The sequence below is a fragment of the Ectobacillus funiculus genome (assembly GCF_004138295.1).
Classification (GTDB): domain Bacteria; phylum Bacillota; class Bacilli; order Bacillales; family Bacillaceae_G; genus Ectobacillus; species Ectobacillus funiculus.
Genome location: NZ_SCFM01000006.1, coordinates 251,125 through 266,181 on the forward strand (window position 1 = coordinate 251,125; position 15,057 = coordinate 266,181).

The 15,057-nt window shown below is 43.1% G+C and carries 14 protein-coding genes and 1 pseudogene; 4 read left to right on the top strand and 11 right to left on the bottom strand.

The window, feature by feature from the left end; all coding sequences use genetic code 11:
- Nucleotide 1: 1 nt before the first annotated feature.
- The 4 genes from EP737_RS05590 to EP737_RS05605 form a co-directional block, all read right to left on the bottom strand.
- Nucleotides 2–1,300, bottom strand: coding sequence for a dihydrolipoamide acetyltransferase family protein (locus tag EP737_RS05590; protein ID WP_129726938.1), 1,299 nt, complete (start codon nucleotides 1,298–1,300; stop codon nucleotides 2–4).
- An 87-nt stretch (nucleotides 1,301–1,387) separates the two neighbouring features.
- Nucleotides 1,388–2,365, bottom strand: a complete 978-nt coding sequence (locus tag EP737_RS05595; protein WP_129726939.1) for an alpha-ketoacid dehydrogenase subunit beta — start codon at nucleotides 2,363–2,365, stop codon at nucleotides 1,388–1,390.
- Nucleotides 2,366–2,368: 3 nt separating this feature from the next.
- Entirely contained in the window at nucleotides 2,369–3,490 is a 1,122-nt protein-coding gene (gene pdhA, locus EP737_RS05600; protein WP_129726940.1) for a pyruvate dehydrogenase (acetyl-transferring) E1 component subunit alpha, read from the bottom strand.
- A gap of 451 nt (nucleotides 3,491–3,941) precedes the next feature.
- Nucleotides 3,942–4,598 carry a YkyA family protein gene (locus EP737_RS05605; RefSeq protein WP_165350701.1) on the bottom strand — a complete coding sequence of 219 codons (657 nt, stop codon included), beginning with the start codon at nucleotides 4,596–4,598 and terminating at the stop codon, nucleotides 3,942–3,944.
- 295 nt (nucleotides 4,599–4,893) lie between these two features.
- Here EP737_RS05605 and EP737_RS26195 point away from each other — a divergent pair.
- A pseudogene (locus EP737_RS26195) lies at nucleotides 4,894–4,974 on the top strand (YjcZ family sporulation protein); the annotation flags it as partial.
- A gap of 436 nt (nucleotides 4,975–5,410) precedes the next feature.
- Nucleotides 5,411–5,965, top strand: coding sequence for a peptide deformylase (gene def, locus EP737_RS05615; RefSeq protein WP_129726943.1), 555 nt, complete (start codon nucleotides 5,411–5,413; stop codon nucleotides 5,963–5,965).
- Nucleotides 5,966–6,381: 416 nt separating this feature from the next.
- On the opposite strand, the gene EP737_RS05625 is transcribed toward def, so the two are convergent.
- The 3 genes from EP737_RS05625 to EP737_RS05635 are packed head-to-tail and all read right to left on the bottom strand — an operon-like array spanning nucleotide 6,382 to nucleotide 8,795.
- Nucleotides 6,382–6,540, bottom strand: coding sequence for a FeoB-associated Cys-rich membrane protein (locus tag EP737_RS05625; RefSeq protein WP_129726944.1), 159 nt, complete (start codon nucleotides 6,538–6,540; stop codon nucleotides 6,382–6,384).
- 18 nt (nucleotides 6,541–6,558) lie between these two features.
- The gene (gene feoB, locus EP737_RS05630; RefSeq protein ID WP_129726945.1) at nucleotides 6,559–8,562 is read right to left on the bottom strand and encodes a ferrous iron transport protein B; all 2,004 of its coding nucleotides are present in this window, start codon (nucleotides 8,560–8,562) and stop codon (nucleotides 6,559–6,561) included.
- Entirely contained in the window at nucleotides 8,559–8,795 is a 237-nt protein-coding gene (locus tag EP737_RS05635) for a FeoA family protein (protein ID WP_129726946.1), read from the bottom strand. Before EP737_RS05635 ends, feoB begins: the two co-directional genes overlap by 4 nt.
- Nucleotides 8,796–9,356: 561 nt before the next feature.
- Between EP737_RS05635 and EP737_RS05640 the strand changes: the two genes are divergently transcribed.
- Together EP737_RS05640 and rnjA are read left to right on the top strand one after the other, a co-directional pair.
- The gene (locus EP737_RS05640; RefSeq protein WP_129726947.1) at nucleotides 9,357–9,569 is read left to right on the top strand and encodes a DNA-dependent RNA polymerase subunit epsilon; all 213 of its coding nucleotides are present in this window, start codon (nucleotides 9,357–9,359) and stop codon (nucleotides 9,567–9,569) included.
- Complete coding sequence (gene rnjA / locus EP737_RS05645; RefSeq protein ID WP_129726948.1) at nucleotides 9,569–11,236, top strand: ribonuclease J1; 1,668 nt, start codon at nucleotides 9,569–9,571, stop codon at nucleotides 11,234–11,236. The genes EP737_RS05640 and rnjA overlap by 1 nt, the downstream gene beginning before the upstream one ends.
- Nucleotides 11,237–11,318: 82 nt before the next feature.
- Here rnjA and EP737_RS05650 read toward each other — a convergent pair whose 3' ends face one another.
- The 4 genes from EP737_RS05650 to dapD form a co-directional block, all read right to left on the bottom strand.
- Nucleotides 11,319–11,987 carry a potassium channel family protein gene (locus tag EP737_RS05650; protein WP_129726949.1) on the bottom strand — a complete coding sequence of 223 codons (669 nt, stop codon included), beginning with the start codon at nucleotides 11,985–11,987 and terminating at the stop codon, nucleotides 11,319–11,321.
- A gap of 356 nt (nucleotides 11,988–12,343) precedes the next feature.
- Complete coding sequence (locus tag EP737_RS05655; protein WP_129726950.1) at nucleotides 12,344–12,892, bottom strand: peroxiredoxin; 549 nt, start codon at nucleotides 12,890–12,892, stop codon at nucleotides 12,344–12,346.
- Between the two features lie 185 nt (nucleotides 12,893–13,077).
- Nucleotides 13,078–14,199 (bottom strand): N-acetyldiaminopimelate deacetylase, encoded by a 1,122-nt coding sequence (locus EP737_RS05660; RefSeq protein ID WP_129726951.1) that lies wholly within the window; start codon nucleotides 14,197–14,199, stop codon nucleotides 13,078–13,080.
- A 71-nt stretch (nucleotides 14,200–14,270) separates the two neighbouring features.
- Nucleotides 14,271–14,993, bottom strand: a complete 723-nt coding sequence (gene dapD / locus EP737_RS05665) for a 2,3,4,5-tetrahydropyridine-2,6-dicarboxylate N-acetyltransferase (protein WP_129726952.1) — start codon at nucleotides 14,991–14,993, stop codon at nucleotides 14,271–14,273.
- Between the last annotated feature and the right edge of the window lie 64 nt (nucleotides 14,994–15,057).

Consider the following 15,057-nt stretch of genomic DNA (forward strand, 5'->3'; position numbering starts at 1 on the left):
ATTACGCCTCCATTACAAGTAATTGTGGATCGTTCAACAAACGTTTAATATGGTTCAATGCGTTTTGAGCTGTAGCGCCGTCAATCAAACGGTGGTCGAAGCTTAAAGATAGCGCCAATACTGGTGCAGCTACGATTTCGCCATTTTTTACAACTGGTTTTTCCGCAATGCGGCCGATTCCAAGGATTGCTACCTCTGGGTGGTTAATAACCGGTGTGAACCATTGTCCGCCCGCAGATCCGATATTTGTAATTGTGCAAGAAGCGCCCTTCATTTCGTTTGGAGACAATTTGCCGTCGCGTGCTTTTCCTGCAAGATCGCTAATATCTCTTGAAAGTGCAAAGATAGATTTGCGGTCTGTATCTTTAATAACCGGTACAAGAAGACCTTTGTCTGTGTCAGCTGCGATACCGATATTGTAGTAATGCTTATGAACCACTTCTTGAGATGCATCATCTAAAGATGTGTTTAACATCGGGTACTCACGTAAAGCAGATGTTAATGCTTTTACAACGTAAGGCAAGAATGTTAGCTTGATTCCTTTTGCTGCTGCAACATCTTTGAATTTTTTGCGGTTTGCAACAAGTTCTGTTACATCCACTTCATCCATTAATGTTACATGTGGAGCTGTATGCTTGGAGTTTACCATCGCTTTTGCGATTGCTTTACGGATACCGCTCATTTTTTCGCGTGTTTCTGGGTATTCACCAGCTGGAATTGGCTGTGGCGCAGGCGCTGCTGCTTTTTCCTCTGCTGCTGGTGCCGCTGCTGGAGCCGCTGGTGCTGCAGTAGCTGCCGCTGCTGGAACTGCACCGCCAGCTAAGAATGCTTCGATATCAGATTTTAACACACGGCCATTTTTGCCTGTGCCTTGAACAAGACGAATATTTACGCCTTTTTCACGTGCATATTTGCGTACAGATGGCATTGCGATAACGCGCGCGTTCTCTTCTGCTAACGGTGCAGCTGGAGTAACTGCTGCCTCTGCCGCTGGTGCTGCTTCTTCTGCAGGAGCTGGAGCCGCTTCGTCGTCATGACCTTTAAATTTCAAATGCTCGTAGCCAGGCGCATCAAATTTAACAAGAACATCGCCAACAACAGCTACTGTTCCTTCTCCTACAAGGATTTCTACTACCTTTCCTTTTACTGGAGATGGGATTTCTACAACAGCTTTATCGTTTTGTACTTCAAGAAGCACATCATCTTCTTTTACTTCATCGCCAGGCTTTACGAACCATTTTACGATTTCGCCTTCGTGAATACCTTCACCGATATCCGGTAATCTGAATTCAAATGACACAGAGCTCAACCCCTTATGTTTATGTGTAAGTTTATATGGATAGAAGAAAACAGAGCGGACTGTTTTCTTCCTTATTTATTTTTATGTTTAGAAATTGATTACTTGTTGGATTGCTTCTACAACGTCCTTATGGTTTGGAAGCCATACGCCCTCAGCTTGAGAGAACGGGAAGATTGTGTCAGCTGCTGTAACACGAACAATTGGAGCTTCTAAGCTTAACAATGCACGATCGTTAATCTCTGCTACAACAGTTGCTGCTACACCGGCCATTTTTTGTGCCTCTTGTACCACAACAACACGGCCTGTTTTCTCAACAGATGCGATGATTGCTTCAATATCAAGCGGGCTTACAGAAATAAGGTCGATTACTTCTACAGATACGTTTTCTTTTTCCAACTCTTCAGCTGCTTTTAGTGCAGCATGTACCATAGCGCCGTATGCGATGACTGTTACGTCCTTGCCTTCGCGTTTTACGTCTGCTTTATCTAATGGAATTGTGTAGTCACCTTCTGGTACTTCTTGACGGAAAGAGCGGTATAATTTCATATGCTCTAAGTATACAACTGGGTCGTTGTTGCGGATTGCAGAAATTAACAATCCTTTCGCATCGTATGGAGTAGATGGAATTACTACACGTAATCCTGGATGCTGTGCAACCATACCTTCTAAGCTGTCAGCATGAAGCTCAGGTGTATGTACACCGCCGCCGAACGGAGAACGAATTGTCACAGGCGCGCTGAAGCGGCCGCCAGAGCGGTAACGCATACGAGCTAGTTGCGCACAGATAGAGTCCATAACTTCAAACACGAAGCCGAAGAATTGGATTTCTGGAACAGGGCGGAAGCCTTCAAGAGAAAGACCAACCGCAAGACCGCCGATACCGGACTCAGCAAGAGGTGTGTCGAATACGCGTTGTTCGCCAAATTCTGCTTGAAGACCTTCAGTTGCACGGAATACACCGCCGTTTACACCTACGTCTTCCCCAAATACGAGAACGTTCGGGTCGTTTTTCATTTCGACGCGTAACGCATCAGTGATAGCTTGAATCAGTGTCATTTGCGCCATGGCTTACTTCGACTCCTTCTCTTTGTAAATTTTCAGCTGCTCCTTCAAGTTGTAAGGAAGCTCTTCGAACATGTTCACAATTAAGTCTGTTACTTTTTGCTTCGGAGCTTGGTCAGCTTTTGCAATTGCTTCTTTAATATCTTCTTTTGCTTGCTCGATTACTTGTTCTTCGATTTCTTGAGACCATAGGCCTTTTGCTTCTAAGAACGTACGGAAGCGAACGATCGGATCTTTCTTTTCCCATTCGTTTTCAACGTCTTTTGTACGGTAACGAGTTGGGTCATCGCCAGCCATTGTATGCGGGCCATAACGGAATGTTAAAGTTTCGATTAATGTAGGGCCTTCGCCGTTTACTGCGCGCTCACGAGCAAAACGAGTAGCCGCGTATACCGCTAACGGATCCATACCGTCTACTTGAATACCTAAAATACCAGCAGCAGCAGCTTTTTGTGCAATCGTACGTGCAGCAGATTGCTTTTCTACTGGAGTAGAAATTGCGAAACGGTTATTTTGTACGAAGAAAATCGCTGGTGCTTTGAAAGCTCCTGCAAAGTTTAAGCCTTCATAGAAGTCACCTTGAGATGCACCGCCGTCACCTGTGTACGTTACTGCAACGGATTGTTTACCGCGCAATTTCATACCAAGTGCAACACCAGCAGCTTGAATGATTTGTGCACCGATGATGATTTGCGGTGAAAGTGTGTTCACATCTTCAGGCGATTGGTTGCCGTGGAAATGGCCGCGAGAGAATAAAAATGCTTGGTAAAGCGGTAAGCCATGCCAAATCATTTGTGGAACATCACGGTAACCTGGAAGTAAGAAATCTTCTTTCTCAAGTGCAAAATGGCTCGCTAATTGAGATGCTTCTTGTCCAGCAGTTGGCGCGTAGAAGCCCAAGCGTCCTTGACGGTTTAAAGAAATTGAGCGTTGATCTAAAACGCGTGTATACACCATGCGGCGCATTAACTCTTTTAGTTGCTCATCAGTTAGGTCTGGCATTGCATCTTCGTTAACAACTTGACCTTCTTCATTTAAAATTTGGAATGTTTGAAATTGCTCTTCAATTGCTTGAAATTGTGCTTCAGCATCAAACAGGGCTTTTTTTGCTTTTGCTTGCGTACCCATTCCGTTCACCTCTTCTTCTTTTATGAACTTTCTTTCGAAACGCTTTCAGCAGCACAACAAATATGCTTGCTGTTTGTAAGTATAAGAACCGATCAAACAATCGGTTTTTTCAGTTTTTGTGGGTTTTGTACAATCTGTACTAATTTTTTTTTACAAATCATTAATACAACGTTAACCACATTTTTTAGTTTACAACTATTCTAATCTTTATGTCAATCACTTTCATTTCAAATTTTTTTCAAAAAATAATGGAGCTGTACTAGGATAATTGCTTTGTTTCCCTCTGCTGTATCATTAATTGTAGCACTCCTGTTATATTATCTCCTTTTTTCTCTATTCTCTCTCTTAGAATAATATGTAAGCACTGTCATATTTCCGTTTCTTTATCGAAGCCATTCACCTCCTCTTCTCCTGCTGAATCATCTCCTGATAATATAACAGAGAGTATGGTCTAGAGCCGTTCACGCTTGATATGCAGTCCGGCGCTTTTGTAAAACTTCTCTTTTTTCACGTTATATTGCTCTGTATAGTTGTTGAATAATCGATTCAACTGTAAAACCTGTTCATATTCTCGATTAATCTCCTCGATTTGCTTTTGAATCTGCCGAAACGAAATCGCATCACTTTGCAGCAAATCGTATAGCTCCCGGTCTTTTTGCAGTGCGCGTTCATATTGTGCGTATAACTGTTCATATACCCCATACCTGGCTTGCATCGTCCTTGTTAATGGGACAACGCAACCTTTTAAGCTATCCTCCTCTATCTCCTCAAACAAAGGAAGCACCTTCGCAAACGTCTTCTTTGCCTCATACAAGCCGCTGCGCTCACGCATTAAATGCTGCTCACGTTCCTCAAGCGACTCCTCAGCCTTTATAGCGAGCTCCTGACGCTTAGCTGTATCGTGCAGACCGAGGGATAAGATGGTTTCATACAATGCTTTTTCTTTCTTTTCCAGCAAAACAAGCGGCTCTTGCTCTGTCTCAAATGCCCGCTCAGCAGACGCAACCCGCTCTAATCCCTCGTATATACTCGTAACAGCTTCCCTTTGCGAGCAGCAGGCAAGCAATAAACAAGCGACTACTAACGTAAGCCCTTTTTGTATTGACAAGCAACGCACCTCCCTCATCCACCGACCAAAGCAAGCTGTAGGCAAACATATCCCCTATGTTAGCTTTTCTCTTGTGCTGCGGAAAATATACAGCTCTTTCCATCTCTATAGGCAGATAACCACACACTTTTTCTCAAAATTCATACAGTATAGTAACCGCACTACTTGCGGAAACAATACAAGGAGGGCAACTCTAATGTACGGATATACAAATTGCTACTACCCAACCTATACGGCACCAGCTTACGGCTATGGCTATGGCTACGGCGGATATGGCGGCGGATATGGCTGCGGCGGAGGATATGGACGCGGCTTCGCGTTAATTGTAGTATTATTTATTCTTTTAATTATTGTAGGGGCTGCTTGCATCCACTAATGTAAACAGAATAACTATGAAAAAGGAAGGTGCGCCTTCCTTTTTCTTTGTGTCTAGAACATTTCACCTCAGCAACAAACTGGATCATGTCTGCTTTTCTTTACACTGCAAGAACGGATAAATTTCTAGCTGGAAGACCATTCGACGTAGTCGGAAATTTTAAGAATACAGTATAAGGGCAACTACGCCTCTGTCTTCGCCCAAGAGCGGGGCGAGTTTTCTTTACAAGATAAGAAAGGATAACTTTTCGGGGTGATGTCTAGCTCCCAAGTCCCAAAATGGCAGACTCCGGACTGAACCTCCACAAAAGGCAAAAAGCGCCTTTTACTCCGGCCCACCCCTACGCTGCCATAAAAGGCGGGCCTTGTCCGCTTTTCTTTATCATGACATTTCGGGCAGACTTTGATAGACTGAAAAGAAAAAAGGAGAGACGTTTATGCTTACAATGGAACACATCGTCCGGGAAGGGCATCCCGTCCTACGGCAAGTTGCACAGGAGGTTGCATTGCCGCCAAATGAGGAAGATATTCAAACATTGCACGCCATGTTGCAATTTGTAATTAATAGCCAAAATCCAGAAATAGCAGCGCAATATAATCTTCGACCAGGAATCGGGCTTGCGGCTCCACAAATTGGCGTCTCAAAGCGAATGATTGCTGTTCATGTTACAGATCGAGACGGAACGCTACATAGCTACGCGTTATTCAATCCAAAAATTATAAGCCATTCAGTTGAGCGCACCTATCTAACAACTGGTGAGGGCTGCTTATCAGTCGACCGGGACGTACCAGGCTATGTGCCTCGTTATTCGCGTATTACAGTCAAAGCATGGAGCGTGGATGGCCAAGAGCTGAAGCTTCGCCTCAAAGGACTTCCAGCTATCGTGTTCCAACACGAAATCGACCATTTAAATGGTGTTATGTTTTATGATCGTATTAGTGAAAGCAATCCATTTGCCCCGCCAGAAAATGCACTGCCGCTAGAAAGATAACAGGGCAATGGAATAATGCTGTTGCCTCTCATAAAGAAAACTCGCTGATTGGCGAGCCCTGCTCCCCGGGCGAAGACTGAGGCGTAGCCCTACTTACTACTGTATTCTTAAAATTTCTCGCTACGTCGAATTGGCTTCCAGCTAGAAATTTATATTTTCTTACAGTGTGAGAAATCCCCTCAACTGAAAGGTTGGGGGGATTTCTTGTGTCGTTCTCAATAACCTCACGGCTATTTACAGGCTGAACAAGGCGATGGTTATCTGGAAAAATACTTTGAAACGTCTGAATTTGCTCCTTGGATGCTATTTCTCAATCTTAACTGGTTATAGTTTCTGCCATTACAAGCCATACTACTTCATGACCATCCGACCAATTTTTCTGATATAATTTCCGGTGAAATAAAAAACAGCAAGCATTACACCTGCTGTTTTTCCTCTATCACACTACAACTGCTCGCACACGATTTATTGATCGCACAAGCAGCACATTTACCTTGTTTACTTTTTTTCACAAATTTTGTAATACTGTATGCCGCATAGCCAAAAATAAGTGCACCAAGGACGACATTAACCATAGTTTAAGCCCTTCTTCCTTATTGAAATCCAAGCAGTTTTCCGCCTGTATATACAAGGAAACTTAGTCCATACGCCAACACAAGAGCGTAACCAATCGAAAATAACGTCCACTTGTGAGAAGCTGTTTCCTTTTGAATCACAGCTACTGTCGCTAAGCATGGAATGTATAATAACACAAACACTAAGAAGCTATAGGCTCCAAGCGGCGTAAAGAATTGCCCCATCGAAGCTTGCAGTGCATCAATATTCGGTGTTTTGTAAATAATCGTCATTGTCGAGACAACAACCTCTTTTGCCAAAAACCCTGTAATTAAAGCCGCTCCCGCCTGCCACGTTGCAAAACCAATGGGCGCAAACAACGGAGCGATCAGCCCTCCTATTAGAGCAAGAAAGCTGTTGTCCATATCTACATTTAAGCCGCTTGGTCCTGCATATGCCAAAAACCAAATCACAACAGAGCCTCCGAAAATAAAGGTACCAGCCTTTCGAATAAACCCTTTTCCTTTATCCCACGTACTGCGCATCAGTGTCTTCCACTGCGGAAAACGATACGGCGGCAGCTCAATAAGAAAATACGACACTTCATTACGGAAAAGCGTAGAAGAAAACAATTTTGCCAGCAACAATGCAGAGACAATGCCAAGTATATATAATGATAACACAATCAAAGCTTGGTGCTTTGGAAAAAAGGCTGCTACAAATAAGCTGTATACGCTAAGGCGTGCTGAGCAGGACATTAGTGGCGTAAGCAAAATCGTTAACAAACGCTCCTTCGGCTGCTCAATGGTCCGTGCCGCCATAATCCCCGGAACGTTACAGCCCAATCCAATAATCATGGGGATAAACGCTTTTCCGTTTAGTCCCACCTTCTCCAATAAGCGATCCATTACTGTCGCGACACGCGCCATATAACCTGAGTCTTCAAGCAACGAAATAAAAAAGAATAAAATAAAAATTTGCGGGACAAATACAAGAACGCCTCCGACACCTGCAATAATTCCATCAAGTACAACAGCTCGTATAAAATCACTTGCCCCCACTCGCCCAAGCAGTGCCCCGGCCATATCGGAAAGCGGCCCGGCCATAAAGCCGTCAAGCTGATCCGAAACAGGGGTGCCAATCCAATCGAAGGTTACCTTAAACAACAAAAACATTGTAAGCAAAAAGATCGGAATCCCAAATATGCGATGCGTAACGATGCTATCAATCCGTACTGTCAATGACGAACGATGCGAATGCTCTTGCGTGACACACTGCGAGAGAATACCGCGAATATATCCAAGCCTTGTTTGGTGTATATACTGCTTCAATGTCTTCGCCTGTCTATCACTCTGAATTGCTGCCTCTGCTTCGTGAATAACACGAGCGAGCACTTGTCCTCCAAGAAGTCTCTCTACCTCTTCCAAGACAACTTCATTTCCCTCTAGACACTGCAAGGCATACCAACGTTTGGCTCCCGGCAAGGAATCTGGTAATTGTACAGTAAGCTGGTGAACAGCTTTCTCTATCGCTTCTCCGTATTCTAGAAGGAGAGGCTCTTGCTTATGAATATGTGTTACTTTCTCGAGCAAAGCATCACAGCCTGTACCCTTCCGAGCGACAATTGGGTATACCGGAATACCAAGCGCGCTGCTAAGCAGTGAATGATTGATATTCATCCCTCGCATCAAAGCAACGTCAACCATATTCAATCCAATGATAACTGGTTTCCCAAATTCGAGCAGCTGCACAGTCAAATGAAGATTGCGCTCAAGCTGTGACGCATCAAGAATATTTAAAATCCCAGAAAAGGACTCTTGTAATAAAAAGTTTGTCGCAACGCGCTCATCTTTAGAAATAGGATGAAGGGAATAAATTCCCGGCAAATCTATTAACAACCCTTTATTATGACGCAATGTTCCTACTTTTTTTTCAACCGTTACACCGCTCCAGTTTCCAACGTATTCATACGAACCGGTTAAGGCGTTAAAAAGCGATGTTTTTCCTGTATTCGGATTCCCAAACAAGCCGATGTGTTTCATGACACTTCCTCCAAGGAAACCTGAATACAATCAGCTTCCTTGCGCCGAAGGCTGATGTGCTGTCCAGACACCTCAATTATGCAAGGACCACGAAATGGGAGCAATCCCTTTAAAGAAACAACTGTCCCTTCATCTACCCCTAAATCAAGAAGTCGGCGTTGAATAGCAAAACTAACATGAGATAGATCGCTAATTCTTGCTTGCTTTCCCCGCTCTAACTGTGTTAGTATCATCGATCTTCCTCATTTCCCTCTAAAAATGATTATTATTATCAGTTTATATTATATGTCGTAATTAATAGAGTTAAAAGAACTAAGTTTGTCAATTTTAAAAATTTTCAGTACAAATGGAGCTTACTGCTTTGCATATGCAAATACATCCCAAAAAAGTAAAGAGTAAACGCAGGCGTAACAGACATTCTTTCTCGTGGCATCGAATTGGCATCCAGCTAGAAATTTATGCTTTCTTAAAAAGTGCGAAAAAAACTCCTCTGTACCAGATATATGCTGGTGCAAAAATACATAAATCCCTTTCTCATACATGAATTTCGCTGTTTCATCTCATACTACTAAAAAACGGGCGCATGTTTGAAATACGGAAAGGAAGGCTAAGATAATGTTTAAAAAATTAAAAGAAAAATTAAAAGTTTACTTAAATGACCTGCTTCATAAAAAGAAAATCGCGTAGGATGAGCTTTTTTCCCACCCCTGCTGAAAAAAACATGAAAAACAAATGTGTTTCCTTTATAATAGTTAGAAGGCAGACTCACAATCGAAACAAGGAGAGGTTTTATTATGATTTTTAAAGTGTTTTATCAAGAGAAAATTACGGAGGTACCTGTGCGAGAGAAAACGCAGGTTCTATACGTAGAAGCGGACTCACAACGGGACGTACGCAAAAAGCTAGCGCCGTTCCATTATAATATTGAATTTGTTCAACAGCTTGCCGGCGCGCATCTCGCGTATGAACAACAAAGCGAAAACTTCAAGCTTGCGGAGAACGTATAATGAAATTTTTAAAACATGACCAAACCGCAGTCTTCGCTCTCGGAGGACTTGGAGAAATCGGAAAAAATACATATGCGGTGCAATATCAAGACGAGATTATCGTTATTGACGCAGGCATTAAATTCCCGGAAGACGAGTTGCTCGGCATCGACTACGTAATTCCGGATTACACGTATTTAGTACGAAACGAAGAAAAAATCAAAGGTTTATTTATTACGCACGGTCACGAAGATCACATCGGTGGTATCCCATATTTATTACGCCAAGTAAATATCCCTATTTACGGTGGAAAGCTAGCGCTCGGTTTAATTAAAAATAAATTGGAAGAGCACGGATTGCTTCGAAAAGCGCGTTTGTATGAAATCAAGGAAGACGACGTGATTCAATTCAAAAATACATCGGTTTCCTTTTACCGCACAACGCACAGCATTCCAGACGCTTACGGAATTGTTGTTAAAACACCGCAAGGACAAATTGTTCATACAGGCGATTTTAAATTTGACTTTACGCCGGTTGGCGAGCCTGCGAACCTAACAAAGATGGCAGAAATCGGAAAAGAAGGCGTGCTTTGCTTATTGTCTGACAGCACAAATGCAGAGGTGCCTAACTTCACATTGTCTGAGCGCAGAGTTGGCGACAGCATCCATGAAATTTTCCGCAAAGTAGAAGGGCGCATTATTTTTGCAACCTTTGCATCTAACATTCACCGTTTGCAGCAGGTTGTAGAAGCAGCAGTCGCGAACGGCAGAAAAGTGGCGGTATTTGGCCGGAGCATGGAAGCAGCAATTGAAATTGGACAAGACCTCGGCTATATCCATTGTCCAAAGGATACATTTATTGAGCCTTCTCAAGTCAATCGGATGCCTGCTGACCGTACTGTTATTCTTTGTACAGGAAGCCAAGGCGAGCCTATGGCCGCATTATCACGCATTGCGAATGGGACGCACCGTCAAATTCAAATTATCCCTGGCGATACAGTTATTTTCTCCTCTTCACCAATTCCAGGCAACACAGTGAGTGTAAGCCGTACAATTAACATGCTGTACCGCGCTGGGGCAGAGGTTATATACGGACCTTTAACTGATATTCATACGAGCGGGCATGGTGGACAGCAGGAGCAGAAGCTTATGCTTCGTCTTATGAAACCAAAGTTCTTCATGCCGATTCACGGCGAATATCGGATGCAGCGCATGCACGCGAAGCTTGCGATTGATTGCGGCGTTGCGGAGGAAAACTGCTTTATCCTCGACAATGGTGATGTATTAGCCTTAACAGAGGATGAAGGAACAGTAGGGGGAAAAGTGCCATCCGGGTCAGTCTATATTGACGGAAATGGCATTGGTGATATCGGGAACATTGTCTTGCGCGACCGCCGTATTTTATCGGAGGAAGGTCTGGTTATCGTAGTCGTTAGCATTGACATGAAGGAATTCAAAATTGCAGCTGGACCAGATATCATCTCCCGCGGCTTTGTCTATATGCGTGAAAGCAGTGATCTAATCAGCGATGCGCAAGCCTTAATTGCTACTCATCTGAGTAAAGTAATGGAACGTAAAACAACACAATGGTCTGAAATCAAAAATGAAATTACCGACACACTAGCGCCGTTCCTATATGAAAAAACAAAACGAAAACCGATGATACTTCCAATTATTATGGAAGTATAAGCAAGAAGGACAACGATCACGTTGTCCTTTTTCTATTGCACGCTTTCACTCACCAATCGATACCCTACCTAACAAATGAATATTATTTTTCTAAATATGCTTCAAAACGATCAATCTCATCGTCAGCACCAATCATAATTAAAATATCACCCTCATAAATTGCCTCCGTCGCACGCGGCGAAACAAATATCTCCTTTCCTCGCTTAATAGCTACAATATTTAAGCCGAACCGCGCTCGAATATTTAAATCCTGCAGCGTTTGTCCATGAATGCGCTTATTCGCCATGAGCTCGACAACACTATGCTCATCTGACAGCTCCAAATAATCAAGCACGCTTGTTGATGCAATCGTATTTGCAATTCGCTTGCCCATATCACGCTCTGGATGAACAACCTGATCTGCACCGATTTTACGCAGTACCTTTTCATGATAATCATTCGTAGCTTTTACTGTAATATTCTCTACACCTAATTCTTTTAGCATTAACGTTGTTAAAATACTCGCTTGAATGTTATCGCCAATGGCTACAACAACATGATCAAAGTTACGAATACCTAAGCTTTTTAATACCATTTCATCTGTTGAATCTGCAATTACCGCATGGGAGGCGATATTAGAAAACTCATTTACACGATCTTCATCCACATCAATCGCCATTACCTCCATGCCAAGCTGGGACAATTCACGGCAAATACTGCCCCCGAATCGGCCAAGCCCGATCACTGCAAATTCCTTTTTGCTTCCGCTCACATACATTCCCCCAATAATGAATTCCATCCTAAAGTTCTTATATCGAACTACCCCCACCTACTCGCTAACGCTCCTTGCTCACAAGGGAACTTCCGTTGGTCGAAGGTGGGAGATTCCGTATCCTCTTCCCAGGAAGCGAAATACAGAGCCATTCAACAGGCTGCTCATAAAGCAAATAGGGAGAGCTCACACTTCCTTGTAAGGGACAAACGTCACCGCGTTGACTTTGTCCCTTACAAGGAGTGATAGCTGCTTCTCTTTTTTCAACCTACTAGTTAAGTTAAAAATGTTCGCTAATCTTAATTATACTACGAAAAAAGACCTAACATCTCTGTTAGATCTTTCTCTGAAACATATTATATATGTAATGTTGCTTGACCTGGCCTCCAGTTCGCAGGGCAAAGTCCGCCAGTTTGCAACGCTTGAAGAACGCGCAATACTTCGTTCACTTCGCGTCCAATATTGTTGTGATGTACTACTTGGTACATTAATTCGCCTTCAGGGCTGATGATGAACAAACCGCGAAGCGCGATTCCTTCTTCTTCGATTAAGACACCGTAGTCGCGAGACACAACATGGTTTGTGTCAGCTGCCAACGGATAGCGAAGCTCGCCTAAGCCGTTTTTCGTACGCTCTGTGTTAATCCAAGCTAAGTGAGTGTGGATTGTATCAGTAGAAACACCGATTACTTCTGCATCTAAATCTTCAAACTCATCGTAACGATCAGAAAGCGCAATGATTTCTGTCGGGCATACAAATGTGAAGTCCATTGGATAGAAATAAAGTACTGTCCATTTTCCGGCGTTCATGTTGTCTTCTAAGCTTATTTTTCCAAATTCTTTGTTTGCTAAAACAGCTTCCATTTCAAATCTGGGAGCTTGTTTACCTACTAAACGCTCTGCCATATGTATTAGCCTCCATTTTTTTATTTACACGTGTAATTATGTAAGAGGAAGTCAATTAGGACCAATGTTACACAAGAAAAATTATCAGTAATTAACATTTCCTTCAAAAAATTTCCTTTTAACTACATTATAAAGTATTGTGTAGAAATTACAAAAAATATACAAAAAGCAGATAGGCGTTTCGCCTATCTGCTTCCCTTCCATTTCATATAGCTTGTAAGAAATGATATTGCACGTTCAATGGCATCTTCACTTGGTCGCAGCTTTGCATGATGCAGGCCGAATTCCGACTGAACCCCCAACCAAAACATGAGGCCGGGAATCTCCGCAAGCATATAACCAAAGTCTTCGCCGGTCATTGCTTCGCGGCACTCGATCACTTCCATATGACCGCTCTCTCTTGCAAAGTTCATAAACTCTCGTGTCACTTCTTCATGGTTATACACCTGATGATACATTGCTCCGTAGTCAATCACTGCTTCACATTGAAAGGAAGCTTCGATTCCTGCAACAATTGCTTCAATCCGCTCTTTTACCTTGTTCATAGACTCAACAGATAACGTACGAATCGTCCCCTCTAGACGTGCTGTTTCTGCAATGATGTTCTGAACAGTGCCGCCTGTAATTTTTCCGATGGTAATGACGGCAGAATCAAGCGGGTCCACGTTACGGCTAATAACAGACTGCAGCTGCGTAACAAGATGGCTCGCTGCTACAACCATATCGTTTGCATGATGCGGATAAGCTGCGTGACCGCCCTTGCCCTTTAAATCAATAAACAGCTCTGATGTATTGGCAAACAAAAGCCCTTCCCTTGTGGCAATCGTACCGACTGGATATTCTGGCGCAATATGAAGCGCAACGATGATATCAGGCTTCCATGCTTGGAATTCCTCGCTTTCCATCATCGGTTGTGCACCGCCTGGTCCTTCTTCAGCAGGCTGGAAGAAAAAGACCGCATCATCGTCAATCGGCTGCTCTACAAGCACTGTTACCACTCCAAGGGCAATGCTTGTATGCATATCATGACCGCATGCGTGCATCAATCCTTCATGCGTAGAAGAAAATTCATAGCCCGTTTGTTCTGAAATAGGCAATCCGTCAATATCAGCACGATACCCGATTGTTTGTCTTGGATTCCTTCCTTTCACCTTTACAAGGACACCTGTTCTCCATGTACGAATCTCCAACCGCTCTGGAGGCAGCGTTTCTAAATAGCTTAAAATATATGCTTGCGTTTTAAATTCTTGAAAACCGAGCTCGGGGATTTGATGCAGGTCCCGACGAATTTGCACGAATCGATTCATAATCTCACCCTATTCTTTGATAAAAAGCGTAAGAACTCTAGGCCCTTACGCTTTCGTTTGCTGTATTCGGATTATTCTTCTGGATTCAACTGACGAAGTTCTTGTTTAATCTCAATTTTAGACTTTGTTTTTTCGTCAATCTCTTTAATCACACGAGCTGGTACACCTGCTACAACTGTGTAAGGAGGAACATCTTCTGTAACGATTGCGCCAGCAGCAACTACCGCGCCTTTTCCAATACGTACACCTTCTAATACTACAGCGTTAGCTCCTACTAATACATCATCTTCTACGATAACAGGAAGAGCAGAAGGCGGTTCGATTACGCCTGCTAATACAGCGCCCGCACCAATATGACAATTTTTTCCTACTGTTGCACGTCCGCCTAATACAGCGCCCATGTCAATCATTGTGCCTTCGCCGATAGAAGCGCCGATATTAATCAGCGCGCCCATCATAATAACAGCGTTATCGCCGATTTCTACTTGATCACGAATGATTGCGCCTGGCTCAATACGAGCTTTAATTCCTTTTAGGTCAAGAAGCGGGATCGCAGAGTTACGGCGATCGTTTTCCACTACATAGTCTGCAATACGAGCGCTGTTTTCATCAAGTACAGCTTTTACTTGCGTCCACTCACCAAATAATACACCTGTTTTTTTATTTACAAATGCTTGTACTGTTTCTGGAAAATCGATTTCCTTAAGATCTCCCTTTATGTATACCTTTACTGGTGTTTTCTTTTCGCTTTTTTGAATAAAAGCAATAATTTCATTTGCATCCATCATGTTCATAATATGAGGTTCCTCCTAATTCGATATGCTACTTGTTACTGTACCAAAGAGAACGTCCGGTAGC